The organism is Dolichospermum sp. DET69 (assembly GCA_017355425.1).
In the GTDB taxonomy this organism is placed as follows: domain Bacteria; phylum Cyanobacteriota; class Cyanobacteriia; order Cyanobacteriales; family Nostocaceae; genus Dolichospermum.
This window is the reverse complement of sequence record CP070234.1, coordinates 43,710-57,735: the sequence shown is the minus strand read 5'-3', so window position 1 is coordinate 57,735 and position 14,026 is coordinate 43,710. Positions and strand designations below refer to the sequence as shown.

The window sequence follows — 14,026 nt, the reverse complement described above, 5'->3', positions numbered from 1 at the left end:
CGTACTCATAGGGTAGGATTAAAAAAGTTATCAGTTATCATAGTAAAGTGAAAACAATCATCCTTTTATTTGATGGTTTTTATGAACGAGAATTTAAATCAAAAACAAACCCGCTTTCAAATCAACAATATACCAAATCGCTTAGGACATATAGCGGCTAATTTAGCACGAATTAAGTCATTTTCTCAGATTGCTTATAAAGAAGCGGTGAAAAGTGTAATTTCAGAAACCAAGTGGTTTATTGAGTGGACAGCAGCAGAAATAGAACCTGTTCAAGCTGAGGAATTGGTGAATATTCAAGTTCAATTAGCGATGTGGGAATTAACTTGGAATGATATTTGGGCAGATGAAAAACTGCGAACTGAAGTTGCAGAACAATCTGGTCTTTGGTCTGAGCGATTATTAGATATGTCAGGCTTACTATCTGAATCTATTGCATAGTAATTAACTCAAGAAACTAACAATCATACTAAACTAGAAAGTGGAATATATAATGAATAAACAATTGCTTAAAAAGTGAAATAATGTAATTACAAAAAATACTAGAAAAGACAGTAGCAGCTAACCGCTGCCTGGGAGAGATGCAATTTTCTCCCAACTATGCCAATAATTAATCTGGCTGACATTCAACAAATTAATAAAACTCAGCAACAACTTTTATTTCCCCAACAAAAACATTATCCAAATCACTCTGCTGTTGATTCTATTATTGCAGATAACTTCCATTTGCTGATGAAACAATTATTTTTACAACTACCTGTAGAACCTTTATTAAATGCCCATCCTCAAATTGCTCAATGGGTTGCTCAAGTACAGGAACTTGCACCAGAAATCTTTCAATCTCGCAAGAAATTATTAGTTGATAACCCAGTCATTGCACCTTTGACAGTAAATAACGATAATTACTTTATTCAAGTCACCACAAATATAGCATTTAAACAAGGTATTCCCAGACTTTATGAATGGGCTGTGCGTCATCCTCAGTTAAGCTGGCAAGACCGAGTAAAGTTGTGGACTACGACTATTCAATATTCAGTTATTCCTAACCAAATGCAGCTTGTAATTTTAGCATTAGACCCTGTGAAACCACCCCAAAGATTAAATATCCGTTGGCACAAGAAGTATCATCGGCAGACTGAAAGATGGTTAATTAAACTCCTGAATCAACCTCAAGAGAATGATGCCCAATCAAATCAAATTAATCAGGAAATAACATCATCAATTATAAATTTAGCTGATATTTCTGAAGTCAGTATTTAAAAGGCTAATACCTCTGTCATTGGCTAAAACTGATGATAATTAGGGCATCACCGTAGTTTGGTAGCAATATAAACCTGCGACCTGAACATGGTCATGCCATTCTGTCCCAAGTAATCTACAAACCCATTGAATATAAAATTAACCGATCATGCAGATGATCCGGCAAAATATGCTTCAGTATCGCTCCGATTTTGGCATCTTTGCCAACGAGATAGCGTGTCTTTGGCTGCTTTGCAGTCAGCGCATGGACAACAGCCTGAGCGACAATATCCGCAGAAATTCCCCCAGATGCGAGAATCTGCATTTTCTTACGGACAATATTCATGGACTGACCATAGAGATTTTGTGCCGATTGCGGGAGATTATCCTGTGCTATTTGGCGTAGATATAGCGAAGCTGTCACCAGGGGCGTGCGACGTGAAAGTTGTATTAGTGTCGGTGGAACCATAATATTGCCGTTTTTACGTGCTTATGCTTCTAATTCAAATTGGCAATATTATCCTTCCAGTGTCTCTAATTCTTACAGACTATACATTTGGCAATAAAATGGTTGATAACGAACTTGGACTAAAAATGTCGGATAGAAATCCACTAAAAACCGGAAGCTCTTTTGGCATAAGCATTTGGCAATCATACACTAACCAAAAAATCAAATCGTAAGATTACCTGTTTTTGGCAAGCTTATAATTCCATTTTGGGTTTCCGGCAATATTATGGTTCCAATGCATCAAAAAAGGATGCGATTGCCTTCGGCACTGCGCTCCGCGCAATCGCTTCACGAAATAATGAGTGTTACAGCCTCATTTCCGGCAATATTATGGTTCCAGTTGCGGCAATCTTTTCCTTCCACCGACAATTAGTGTCGGTGTGAATTCCATCGCCCAACTATTTTCCATTGCAACCATCCAATAACGGACCCAAAGTTAAACACTTCTATCTTTTCTTCATCCAGGTTGCACCATCAAACTTTTTTTGCGCTACTATGATAACGATTCTCATTCTTTTTAAATATGGTCAGTTCCCTAACCCAGTCTCAGGAAAACTTAAGCCAGCACGACAGTGAAAAACTGGTGCGGATTCGTCATACCTGCGCCCATATAATGGCAATGGCAGTGCAGGAGCTATTTCCAGGGACTAAAGTAGCAACTGGCCCAGTCACCGAAAACGGTTTTTACTACGACTTCGATTGTCCAGTCAGCATCACTCCCGATGATTTGGACAAAATTGAGCAACAGATGCGGCGAATAATCAAAGCGAATTTACCTATCATCCGCGAAGAGGTGCAAAGAGAAGAAATTCGCACTGAAATTGCCCAATTAAACGAATCTTACAAGTTAGAAATATTAGAACGCATTCCCACAGGGAAGACAATCACCCGCTACTTTATTGGTAGTCCCGATACTGGTAAACCAGAATCTTCATTGTTCATCACAGACATTCAACCAGCAAATAACTATTGGTGGGACTTATGTGCAGGGCCACACATTAACTTTACTGGTGAAATCCATCCTGATGCCTTCCAATTGTTAAATATTGCTGGTGCTTATTGGCAAGGAGATGAAACCAAAGCTCAACTGCAACGAATTTACGGTACAGCATGGGAAACAAAAGAACAACTACAAGCTTACCTTAAACAAAGAGAAGAAGCCCTACGCCGCGACCATAGAAAGTTAGGTCAAGAACTCAACTTGTTCAGTATTCAAGAAGATGCTGGTGGTGGTTTAGTATTTTGGCATCCTAAAGGCGCGATTATTCGCTACATTATTGAAGATTATTGGCGCAAAGCTCATATAGAATCTGGTTATCAATTACTCTATACACCACACATAGCAAACCTCGATTTATGGAAAACATCGGGTCATTTTGACTTCTATAAAGAGAGTATGTTTGATTCGATGGATGTGGAAAATCAGGCTTATCAAATTAAGCCCATGAATTGCCCTTTTCATGTTCTAACTTATAAACATCAACTTCATTCTTATCGAGAATTACCATTAAGATGGGCAGAATTAGGAACTGTTTATCGTTATGAACGATCTGGAGCATTACATGGTTTAATGCGAGTCAGAGGATTTACTCAAGATGATGCTCATATCTTCTGTTTACCTGACCAAATTGCTGATGAGATATTAGGAGTTTTAAATCTCACTGAGCAGATTTTATCAGATTTCGGCTTTAAAGAATATGAGGTCAATCTTTCTACCCGTCCTGATAAATCAGTTGGAACTGATGATGTTTGGGAATTAGCCACAACAGCACTAGAACAAGCTTTAAATACTAAAGGCTGGAATTATGTTGTTGATGCAGGTGGTGGGGCTTTCTATGGACCAAAGATAGACATTAAAATAAAAGATGCTATTGGTCGTTTGTGGCAATGTTCAACTATTCAGGTAGATTTTAATTTGCCAGAAAGGTTTGATATGGAATATATTGCTGCTGATGGTAGTCGGCAAAGACCAATTATGATTCATCGGGCTATTTTTGGTTCTTTGGAACGCTTTTTTGGGATTTTAATTGAGAACTATGCAGGGGATTTTCCCTTGTGGTTAGCACCTGTACAATTGCGGTTTTTACCTGTAAGTGATGACTTTCGAGAATATGCAAAATCAGTAGCAACAGACTTGAAAAAAACCGGATTTAGGGTAGAAGTAGATAGCAGTGGTGAACGTTTAGGCAAACAAATTCGGATAGCACAATTGGAAAAAATTCCCGTTGTTGCTGTTGTTGGTAAGAAAGAAGTAGAAAGCAAAACTTTGAGTATTAGAAGTAGACAAGCTGGAGATTTAGGAATTCTGACTTTAACTGAACTTGTAGATCACTTACAAACAGCAAAAGATTAGGATCAAAGAAGTCAGTAATCTTTTAATAACACTGATTTAAACATTCAACCAATAAAACCATTAGATTTCGATATGAATACCATCACCTTAAAAACAACCAACACAATTCCTGAAATTCCCAAACAAGGAATGCCAATTACTATTATTACGGGATTTTTAGGAAGTGGTAAAACTACGCTTTTAAATCAAATCCTGCAAAATAAACAAGATTTAAAAGTCGCTGTTCTCGTCAATGAGTTTGGTGATATCAACATTGATAGTCAATTACTAATTTCTGTAGACCAAGATATGGTAGAACTTAGTAATGGCTGTATATGTTGTACAATTAATGATGGTTTAGTGGATGCTGTTTATCGAGTTTTAGAACGAGAAGAACGCATTGATTATCTAGTAATTGAAACTACTGGTGTTGCTGATCCTTTGCCAATTATCTTAACTTTTTTTGCCCCAGAATTAAGAGATTTAACTAACATAGATTCGATTCTCACAGTTGTAGATGCTGAAGCATTTGACGAAGAACACTTCCAGAGTGAAGCAGCTTTAAAACAGATTACTTATGGGGATATTATTCTCCTCAATAAAACAGACCTTGTTACCCCAGAAAAACTACAAGAAGTAGAAAATTGCATCCATGATGTGAAAGATGGAGCGAAAATTTTACATACTCAATATGGTAAAGTTGCTTTACCTCTAATTTTAGATGTAGGTTTAACACAAAAAGATAAGTATATTGCCATTGATGATGAAGATCAGCATAAACATGAACATTATCATGGACATGAGCATCATCATCATCACTCTGAACATTTAGAAAATGATGGGTTTGTTTCCATTTCTTTCCAAAGTGATAAACCATTCGATGTGCATAAGTTTGAGAATTTCTTAACCGAAGAACTGCCAGACAATGTATTTCGAGCTAAGGGTATTTTATGGTTTAGTGATAGTGATTTACGTCATATCTTTCAACTGAGTGGACATCGTTACACATTAAACGCTGACGAATGGTGTGCTGCACCGAAAAATCAGGTCGTTTTTGTTGGCAGAAAACTGGATACTAATGAGATTTACACAAAACTTAACAAATGTTTGTTATAGTTTAATAGTAGTAACTAATGAGCAAATTTAGTTAATAGATATTCGACTATTAACTTCCACCATAACTCATCCCATTAAACTTAGAAAATGACTCTATCTATTCGTCCAGAACTAACTTCTGCTGCTGATATAATTTCATCTTTATCTAATCAGCAACAGCAAACTGTAACAGAAGCAGAAATGATGCAAGCTGTACGGACTTTGCTAATTGGATTAGGAGAAAATCCAGACCGTGAGGGACTAAAAGATACTCCGAAAAGAGTTGTTAAAGCGTTAAAATTTCTTACAAGTGGATATGATCAATCTATAGATGAACTGCTAAATGGAGCAGTATTTACAGAAGATGCAAATGAAATGGTGTTAGTCAGGGATATTGATCTTTTCAGTTCCTGTGAACACCACATATTACCAATCATTGGCCGCGCTCATGTTGCTTACATTCCTAATGGCAAGGTGATAGGATTATCTAAAATTGCCCGTATTTGTGAAATGTATGCCCGACGTTTACAAGTACAAGAACGGCTAACTTTACAAATTGCTGACGCACTGCAAGGTTTACTTAAACCTCAAGGGGTTGCAGTGGTAATTGAAGCAACTCATATGTGTATGGTCATGAGAGGAGTGCAAAAACCAGGTTCTTGGACTGTAACTAGTGCAATGCGCGGTGTGTTTTCAGAAGATGCGCGGACTCGTGAGGAGTTTATGAATTTAGTGCGCCATAATACTAAGTTTTAGTCACCTAACAAACCTTTATGTCTATACCAAATATTGTTGTCGTTGCTGGTTCATCTGGGGCTGGAAAAACTACCTGGGTTTGTCAACAAATGCGAGATATCGCCGATGTTGACAAAATAATTTATTACAGCCCTGGTACTGGGACTGTCCCCGTTGACCAAACCCGCATAGCTTCTGAATTTCCTGATTTACAGGTGTTTAGCGATGCTCAACAAGTCGAATTTCTCAACCAAATACCCAAAGCAGATGCGGTTTACATTGAGTGGGGATTTTATCTGGAGTTGGGATCTGTAGCACAATTATTAGATAATCTAACTTACCGTACCATTGCAGTCCTACCACCTGACCTCAAAGACTCTGAATACCATGCTTGGGCAAAGGAGATTGTACGCGGCGCACCAACCCAAGCCAGTAATGCTGAAACTTTATGGCGGACGGCAAGCAATGGTCAAGTCATTGACGAAAACAGTTTAGAAGAATTTTGGTACGAAATCACCCACGGTGCTTACGGTATTGTCACTCGCGCCAAAGGCATTTTTGACGTGAACGATGGTAGGTCACTTTACTGTGATTTTGTCGCTGGCGTTCCCCAAACGGATTTTCTGGAATTAGACTTACCACGCTACTTGGAAGGTAGACCCCAGCGTTTCAGTGGACTAGAAGTGGTGGGACAAAACTTGGATGAAGCAACTTTAAGGCAAACCTTATCAGATTGCTGTTTATCTGACGCGGCGATTTTGCAATACCAACAACAAGTAAAAGAGATTTTATTACAGGGAGAACCAGTATGAAGATAGCCGTTATTTCATGTATTCATGGTAATTACGAAGCCTTGGATGCTGTATTACTAGATATTGACCAACAAAAAGCTGAAAAAATCTTTTGTGTTGGCGATTTGGTAGGATATGGGCCGCATCCCAATGCAGTTGTTGCTCAAATTCGTTCTTTAGATATTCCTACCTGCGTTGGCTGTTGGGATGAAGATATTGTAGAAGGTTTGAACGCTTGCGATTGCAGTTATCCCTCATTATTGGCAGAAAAAAGAGGAATACAAGCTCACGAGTGGACTAATAAGGAAATTAGCTCAGAAAACCGTGAATTCTTAACCAAGTTACCCTACAGTCTCAAAGAAGGAAATTTAGCTTTTGTTCACGGTAGTCCTCATAGCAACCATGAATATTTACTACCTCAACTCGACGCTTTTGTGGCACTAGAGCGAGTAATTTCTACAGATTCAGATGTACTATTTTGTGGACACACTCATGTGCCTTACGCCCGGACTCTGGATGCTGGTCAGTTACAAGTTAGTGTTGGCAGAGGAGAAAAAGCACAAGAAATCAGCTTTACATCTCCTCTCAAACGGATTGTGAATGTAGGTTCAGTGGGAGAACCCCGACATGGACGACCGAATGCTACTTATGTAATTTACGACACAGACACTCAAGAAGTCAAACTACGGGAAGTGGCTTACGACTACCAGAAAACCTGTACGGCGATTATTGAAAAAGGTTTACCTCCAATTTTTGCTTGGCGTTTAGCGCATGGGTTGGAGTATGCAGAACGAGCAGATGACCCGACTCATGTTTGCACAAGGTAATCTCTCTCTCCTCCTCTTCCTTTGCGTACCTTTGCGCTTTCCTTCTCTTCGAGACGTTTCGCGAACCCGTTCCTCTGCGTTTAAAAAAATATGAATACATGGGCGATTTTAAGTGGAATTGAAGCTAACTTAGCAGCTTATGAAGCCGTAATAGCAGATATTAAGCGACAGGGTGATAGTGTAAAAGCTTTGTATATTTTAGGCGATTTAGTAGGTCCAAGACCAGAAGCAGAAAAGTTGGTAGAACGAGTGCTTAACCCACGCCAGGGAGAATTAGAACCCCTGATTTGTAAGGGATGGTGGGAAGAACAGTGTTTTATTCTGCATGGTCTGGGAACGACTGGGGATGCTCCTGAACTGATGGCAAAATATGGTAGTGATACAGTAAAACTACTGTGGGATAGCGTATCACGTAAAACTGTACAATGGTTGAGAAACCTCGACTTTGGTTTTTTTGAATTAGATTGTTTATTAATCCACGGCTCAACGGTAAGTGTGGATGACGAACTGACTCCAGAAACTCCCCCAATTCAAATGCTTGATAGACTCTCAAGGATGCAAGCAAATAACTTATTCTGCGGTCGTTCTGGTTTAACTTTTCAGTATCAACTACAAACTGGTTCTATCACTAGTGGACTCACCACTCTTGATAAGCAAGCGCCCCCTCAAACTGTCACCGTTAGCCCGCGTCAAGTAATTGGGGTGGGGAATGTGGGACGGACACTAAATCAAGCTACCTATACTTTGTATAACCCCGGAACGAATCAGGTGGAATTCAAGACTGTTTATTACGGGAATAGTAAGGGATTTCAAAGCCAGCACAAGAGTACAAAATCAAAATTTCGCGTCTAATCAATTGAGAAGGCGATGGTGCATATGTTGTCAAGGCTTGCCAGATATTGGCACAATGCAACCATTTTCAAAGGATAAGCGATCGCTCGTTGGTGACAAATTAAAAAATTTAACATCCATCTAATGGGCAGAAGGAAGTACCCGTAAAAGACGATATGATATTTAGATAATGATTCTCATTTTAACAGAGTAGTTCCCTTCTGATGATAAATCCTAAAACATTGAACACAGTCCCCGTAACTGTTTTGACTGGCTATCTGGGAGCAGGTAAAACCACACTCCTCAATCGCATCCTCACACACGAACACGGCAAGAAAGTTGCTGTAATCGTCAATGAATTTGGAGAAGTGGGTATCGATAACCAACTAGTTATCGATGCAGATGAAGAGATTTTTGAGATGAATAACGGTTGCATCTGCTGCACGGTGCGCGGCGACTTGATTCGTGTCATCGGCAACTTAATGCGGCGACGGGATAAGTTTGACCATCTAGTAATTGAAACCACTGGATTAGCTGATCCCGCACCAGTTATTCAGACATTTTTCGTTGATGAAGATATGAAAAGCCATCTGTCTTTAGATGCAGTAGTGACGGTGGTAGATGCCAAGCACATCTGGCAGCACTGGGATGCAAGCGAAGCACAAGAGCAAATTGCCTTCGCCGATGTCATTTTGCTGAATAAAACTGACTTGGTGACATCAGAACAACTAGAAGAGTTGGAAAGGCGGATTCGCTTAATGAATGCGATGGGAAAAATCTACCGTACCCACAACACAGAATTAGAAATGGATGCACTATTAGATGTGAAAGCATTTGACCTCAACCGCGCATTGGAGATTGATCCCAATTTCTTGAGTGAAGAAGCACACGAACATGATGAAACCGTGTCTTCTGTCGCTTTGGTAACAGAAGGCGCATTGGATATGCAACAGTTGAACGAGTGGCTGGGATTTTTATTGCGAACCCAAGGAGTAGATATCTTCCGCATGAAAGGCATTCTCAACATTGCTGGGGAAAATAGCCGCTTTGTGTTCCAAGGTGTGCATATGCTGTTAACTGGAACAGCAGACCGTCCCTGGAAACCCAACGAGCAGCGTAAGAATGAACTGGTGTTCATTGGTCGCAATCTTAATGCTAACGAGCTACGGAGGGATTTTTTAGCGTGTCTAGTTTAAACATCAGTAGTAAAGTTCAATTCGACCTGTACTGGCGTGGTACTCTTTGTGATTATGTAACTGCGATCGCTTGGTCACCGCAAGGTAAAATTTTTGCAGCCAGTTCTGCTGCCGGAGAGGTGGCTTTGTATTCTAGTCTAGAGAAACAAATAGTCAAATTACTACAACCTGATGACGGACAATCTGTAGACTGCTTAGTATTTTCTAGAGACGGACAATTTCTAGCCGCAAGTGGGCAAAACGGTCAGGTCAAAATTTGGCGTTTACAGTCAGAGGAGCCAGAACTTGTCAGTACTTTAGGAAATAACCGCACCTGGATAGACCGGATGGCGTGGAGTCCCACTAAAAACCAACTAGCTTTCAGTAGTGGTCGCCATGTGCAGGTATGGAATGCAGATACAGGCGAGATAGAAACTACCCTCAATTTTGATACTTCCTCCGTGCAAGACATTAGCTGGCATCCCAATGGCGAAAGTTTAGCGGTTGCGGGTTATCAAGAAGTAAAGATTTGGATGGTGGAGAATTGGGACGATGACCCCTGTTTATTACCAGTTGAATCAACAAGTTTGGTAGTATCTTGGTCACCCGATGGCAAATATATCGCCTCTGGTAACATGGATCGCACAGTTATGCTTTTGGAGTGGAATAACCCCGACCCTTGGGTGATACGAGGCTTCCCTGGCAAAATTCGTCACTTAGCATGGTCAGATACACCCACAAAATCAGGCGCTCCTTTGTTAGCAGCATCTAGTGTTGAAGGTATAGTTGTGTGGGAAAAAAAGGACTTGGAATGGGATGGTAGAGTTCTAGCAAGGCATGAAGACGTTGTAGAATCAATTCAATTTCAACCGAAATCTCATCTACTAGCTTCAGCGGGAGTTGATGGCTTAGTTTGCTTGTGGAATCAAGGTAAGCGACTGACTCAAATTCTTGATGGTGCCAATGGTGGATTTTCTTGCCTATCTTGGCATCCTGAAGAATTGCAACTGGCTGCTGGGGGAAAGAACGGCGAATTAATTATCTGGTCAAAGGGTACACGGGGGCAAGGATTTGGTCGCCGTTAACATTAAATGCAGAGACTATTTTGGGTATTTTAACTGATTGACAAAAGGCACTTTAGTCTATTCTCTCACAGATGTCCTGTGAGGGAATGAACAGCAATGCCAACATAAACAAACCCGAGACGACTAATACAATCGCCACTCCCGAAGAAATGTCCAATAATAGCTGATATACAGTCCGCTGACACTGCCAAGTACACCCAAAACTGTGCCAACTGCCATTATGATTTTCTCTTGTTTAAGCAGAACATGAATTTCACTCATTGGTTGTGCTAATTTCTGAGCAGTCGTAACCCACTCAAAATTACCAGTACTGTCGATCCTTCATGCCCAACAACACCAAGGGGTAGAGTGATATTGCCTGCAAAATTGACCGCAATTAGCAGCACAATAAAGCCGAGCGCAAACACGATATTTTGTTTGACAACTCGGTGCGATCGCCGTCCTAATTTCACGGCTACTGCAATTTTCTCTAATCGATCTGCCACCAACACGATGTCAGCGGTTTCTAGAGCCACATCGCTGCCGGCAACGCCCATCGCAATGCCAACCGAGGCTTGCGCGAGCGCAGGCGCATCATTAATGCCATCCCCGACCATTGCCACCGTCTTGTATTGGGTTTGCAGTTGACGAATGATGTGCAACTTATCTTCTGGCAACAGTTCGGCATAAACCTGATCAACTCCGATCGCTTGAGCAATGCTGTGAGCCGTGCGTTGGTTGTCGCCAGTCAGCATGATGATTTGCTCGATACCCAGCTTTTTAAGTTGAGCGATCGCTCGTGCTGCTTCGGGTCGTACTTGATCAGCGATCGCAATTATGCCTATAACCTGTTGAGCTTGAGCCACCCAAACAACCGTTTTTCTATCTTGCTCTAGCGAATCCGCAAACTGCACCAGTTCAACGGGTAAATCAGCGATGGACTGATTCACAAAAGCAGCAGTGCCAACAAACACCGATTGCTTGCGCCAACTGCCTGCAATGCCTTGACCAGGGTATGCCTGCACATCGGTCGCCCGTGACCAATCTAAGGCTTGTGCGGCTTGAACAATTGCTGCCCCAATTGGATGCTCTGAGCCGGATTCCAGGGCAGCAGCAACTTGCAAGACTTCTGAAGAGGAAATTCCCACTGCCGGAATCACCTGGCAAACTTGTAGCTGTCCGGTGGTGAGCGTACCCGTTTTATCAAAGGCGATCGCCCGCACTTTGCCGATTATCTCTAACTGGGCACCGTTCTTGAACAAGATTCCCTGCCTCGCTCCATTGGCAATACCAGATAGCAAGGTTGGCATAATTGCTGCCATTAATGCACAAGGCGACGCGACGACTAGAAAAATCAATGCCCGATAAATCGTCGTTTCCCAACTCCAGTGCAGCAGGAATGGCGGCAGCACTGCCAGCAATATTCCAACTACCACGATGACGCGAGCATACCCATGTTCAAATCGTTCAATGAATTGCTGGGAAGGTGGTGTCTGCGTTTGTGCCTGCTCCACCAATCGAATCACGCGCCGTAGCAGGCTACTCTCTGGCGGTTGATGAATTTTGAGTTTTAAGGCTCCATTGCCATTGAGCGTTCCGGCGAATACTTCATCCCCAATCGTCTTTTCAACCGGAATCGATTCTCCTGTAATCGCTGCTTGATTCAACGTACTAAATCCCTCCAGAATTAGTCCATCTGTGGGAATGAGTTCTCCTGGCTTGACCACAATTTGATCGCCTAATTCTAATTGGTCAATCGGAACTGACACTTCTGTGCCCGATCGCAACACTTGTGCCGTATCAGAAGTCAGGCTCATCAAGCTCCGAATGCTGCGCTCGGTACGTTGCATCGCGTAATCTTCCAATGCGCCACTGATCGCAAAGATCAAAATTAACGCTGCGCCATCAACAATCAGGTAGTATTCCTGTTGCCACAAACCCAGTCCTGCGGCTCCCAGAGCTGCCACAATCATCAGGATATCTACATCAAGTTCTTTTTCTTTGACGAGCGTGGTTAACCCTTCACGGGCACTCTCATACCCTCCAATGACGTAAGCAGCAGGCAGAATCAGCAATGCCAGTCCAGTCCATCCAAACTGTAGTGCTATCCATCCGAGTAGGAGCAAGCAGCCACAGAGAAGAGCCACAAAAGCTTTTGAGTGTATTTTTGCCAGTAGGGGCAGCCGCAATGAGTAAAGCATAAACTGTGAGTGAAGGAACTCTCCTACGCTAAACCTTGACATTGGTGTTAATGTCAAGGTGTTGGCTTCTAGCTTGTAGGATGATTGAAGGTTTCACCATCAAAGAACTGACCGATTCAGTTGGCAGTGATATTACTCCCCGCATGGTGCGGCACTATCACCAGTTGGGATTAATGCCTCAGCCTGTGCGATCGCCCGGAAACTATCGCCTCTATACTGATCAGGATGTGCAACGGCTGCAACGCATTGTGGCACTGAAACAGCAAGGCTTTCAGCTTTCTCATATTCACAAACTGTTGGCAGCAGAACCGGAAGCGGAACAAGCAACGTTGATGGCGCAACTTCAGCAGCAGTACAGAACCATCATTCAGCAAATTAGTCAATTGCGGCAGACGGCAGCGGCACTAGAAGAACTATTGGGGCGTGATCGCCACTGCCAAACGACCCAAGCCGAAGTTCTTGCCCAACTCAAGCTGCTGGACGTGGAAACGCAGACACGATTGGGCGGCTTGGAAAAACTTTGGTGTGGGTTGGATGCTCAAGTTCATGCCCATCCGGAAGCCTTTCAGGAATCGCTTCAGCGGTTACTGCCTGACCTGTCAGACAGATCGGAGATTGAGGTAGATTTGCTCTCCAAGCTGGTGCTGGCGAGTGGCGATGTCAGTTTAGTTCCATTTGTGCGATTGGGAAACCAAGCTCTCGCTTCTAGCCGCACTGCTTTCAAATCAGGGTGTCATGTGGTGGTGGATGTGCCTACGGTGAGTGCAGCAATCGACCAAACCCGACTGGCTCACCTGGGTTGTCAGGTGCAAACTTTGATTGACAATCCTCATATCACCAGTGCTGCCGAAGCAGAACTTGCATTCTGGCAAAGTCCTGACTGGAAAGATCACTTGCAGCAACTTCCAACCGGATGTGTGATCGCCATTGGCTATGCCCCGTCAGTACTACTGGCAGTCTGTGAGGCAATTCACCAGGGTCTCGTTCAGCCTGCGCTAGTGATTGGAATGCCGATTGGCTTCAGTCACGCCCCAGCGGCGAAGCGTAAACTAATGCAGTCTGGCATTCCCTTTATCACCGTTGAAGGAACGTTAGGGGGTGGGTTACTCGCCGCTACCGCTCTGAATGCGCTGGTGGAATCATTAATTGAGAAGCCAGATTGCCACTGTTATCTGGGTAAGTGACCTACTTCGGCTGAAATGCGGTATAATCACCGCCTAACCCTTCA

The 14,026-nt window shown here is 42.4% G+C and carries 12 protein-coding genes and 1 pseudogene; 11 read left to right on the top strand and 2 right to left on the bottom strand.

Translation table 11 applies throughout. From position 1 onward, the window contains the following. The first annotated feature begins 81 nt into the window (after positions 1-81). Positions 82-441, top strand: a complete 360-nt coding sequence (locus EZY12_26985) for a hypothetical protein (GenBank protein ID QSX70991.1) — start codon at positions 82-84, stop codon at positions 439-441. A gap of 159 nt (positions 442-600) precedes the next feature. Next, positions 601-1,260 (top strand): hypothetical protein, encoded by a 660-nt coding sequence (locus EZY12_26980; GenBank protein ID QSX70990.1) that lies wholly within the window; start codon positions 601-603, stop codon positions 1,258-1,260. Positions 1,261-1,375: 115 nt separating this feature from the next. Here EZY12_26980 and EZY12_26975 read toward each other — a convergent pair. After that, positions 1,376-1,636, bottom strand: a pseudogene (locus EZY12_26975) (short-chain dehydrogenase/reductase). Between the two features lie 634 nt (positions 1,637-2,270). Here EZY12_26975 and EZY12_26970 point away from each other — a divergent pair. From EZY12_26970 to EZY12_26935, 8 genes are all read left to right on the top strand, one after another. Beyond that, on the top strand, positions 2,271-4,100 hold the full coding sequence (locus EZY12_26970) for a threonine--tRNA ligase (GenBank protein ID QSX70989.1): 1,830 nt from the start codon (positions 2,271-2,273) through the stop codon (positions 4,098-4,100). Between the two features lie 72 nt (positions 4,101-4,172). Then, entirely contained in the window at positions 4,173-5,195 is a 1,023-nt protein-coding gene (locus EZY12_26965; protein QSX70988.1) for a GTP-binding protein, read from the top strand. Positions 5,196-5,282: 87 nt separating this feature from the next. After that, a complete protein-coding gene (folE, locus tag EZY12_26960; protein QSX70987.1) occupies positions 5,283-5,930 on the top strand; it encodes a GTP cyclohydrolase I FolE in 648 nt (215 codons plus the stop codon). Between the two features lie 17 nt (positions 5,931-5,947). Continuing rightward, a complete protein-coding gene (locus tag EZY12_26955; GenBank protein ID QSX70986.1) occupies positions 5,948-6,721 on the top strand; it encodes a GTP-binding protein in 774 nt (257 codons plus the stop codon). Then, positions 6,718-7,527, top strand: a complete 810-nt coding sequence (locus EZY12_26950; GenBank protein QSX70985.1) for a metallophosphoesterase family protein — start codon at positions 6,718-6,720, stop codon at positions 7,525-7,527. The genes EZY12_26955 and EZY12_26950 overlap by 4 nt, the downstream gene beginning before the upstream one ends. Before the next feature lie 90 nt (positions 7,528-7,617). Beyond that, a complete protein-coding gene (locus tag EZY12_26945) occupies positions 7,618-8,379 on the top strand; it encodes a metallophosphatase (GenBank protein ID QSX70984.1) in 762 nt (253 codons plus the stop codon). Positions 8,380-8,582: 203 nt separating this feature from the next. Next, positions 8,583-9,554 (top strand): GTP-binding protein, encoded by a 972-nt coding sequence (locus EZY12_26940; GenBank protein QSX70983.1) that lies wholly within the window; start codon positions 8,583-8,585, stop codon positions 9,552-9,554. Further along, positions 9,542-10,618: a hypothetical protein gene (locus tag EZY12_26935; protein QSX70982.1), complete on the top strand. Its 1,077-nt coding sequence runs from the start codon at positions 9,542-9,544 to the stop codon at positions 10,616-10,618. The genes EZY12_26940 and EZY12_26935 overlap by 13 nt, the downstream gene beginning before the upstream one ends. 269 nt (positions 10,619-10,887) lie before the next feature. On the opposite strand, the gene EZY12_26930 is transcribed toward EZY12_26935, so the two are convergent. After that, positions 10,888-12,798: a heavy metal translocating P-type ATPase gene (locus tag EZY12_26930; GenBank protein ID QSX70981.1), complete on the bottom strand. Its 1,911-nt coding sequence runs from the start codon at positions 12,796-12,798 to the stop codon at positions 10,888-10,890. Between the two features lie 80 nt (positions 12,799-12,878). On the opposite strand from EZY12_26930, the gene EZY12_26925 reads away from it, so the two are divergent. After that, entirely contained in the window at positions 12,879-13,982 is a 1,104-nt protein-coding gene (locus tag EZY12_26925; GenBank protein ID QSX70980.1) for a precorrin-8X methylmutase, read from the top strand. The last annotated feature ends 44 nt before the right edge of the window (positions 13,983-14,026 follow it).

Coding starts and splice junctions, on each gene's coding strand:
- EZY12_26985 (QSX70991.1), top strand. CDS start 82: ATGAACGAGAATTTAAATCAAAAACAAACCCGCTTTCAAATCAACAAT.
- EZY12_26980 (QSX70990.1), top strand. CDS start 601: ATGCCAATAATTAATCTGGCTGACATTCAACAAATTAATAAAACTCAG.
- EZY12_26970 (QSX70989.1), top strand. CDS start 2,271: ATGGTCAGTTCCCTAACCCAGTCTCAGGAAAACTTAAGCCAGCACGAC.
- EZY12_26965 (QSX70988.1), top strand. CDS start 4,173: ATGAATACCATCACCTTAAAAACAACCAACACAATTCCTGAAATTCCC.
- folE (QSX70987.1), top strand. CDS start 5,283: ATGACTCTATCTATTCGTCCAGAACTAACTTCTGCTGCTGATATAATT.
- EZY12_26955 (QSX70986.1), top strand. CDS start 5,948: ATGTCTATACCAAATATTGTTGTCGTTGCTGGTTCATCTGGGGCTGGA.
- EZY12_26950 (QSX70985.1), top strand. CDS start 6,718: ATGAAGATAGCCGTTATTTCATGTATTCATGGTAATTACGAAGCCTTG.
- EZY12_26945 (QSX70984.1), top strand. CDS start 7,618: ATGAATACATGGGCGATTTTAAGTGGAATTGAAGCTAACTTAGCAGCT.
- EZY12_26940 (QSX70983.1), top strand. CDS start 8,583: ATGATAAATCCTAAAACATTGAACACAGTCCCCGTAACTGTTTTGACT.
- EZY12_26930 (QSX70981.1), bottom strand. CDS start 12,798: ATGCTTTACTCATTGCGGCTGCCCCTACTGGCAAAAATACACTCAAAA.
- EZY12_26925 (QSX70980.1), top strand. CDS start 12,879: ATGATTGAAGGTTTCACCATCAAAGAACTGACCGATTCAGTTGGCAGT.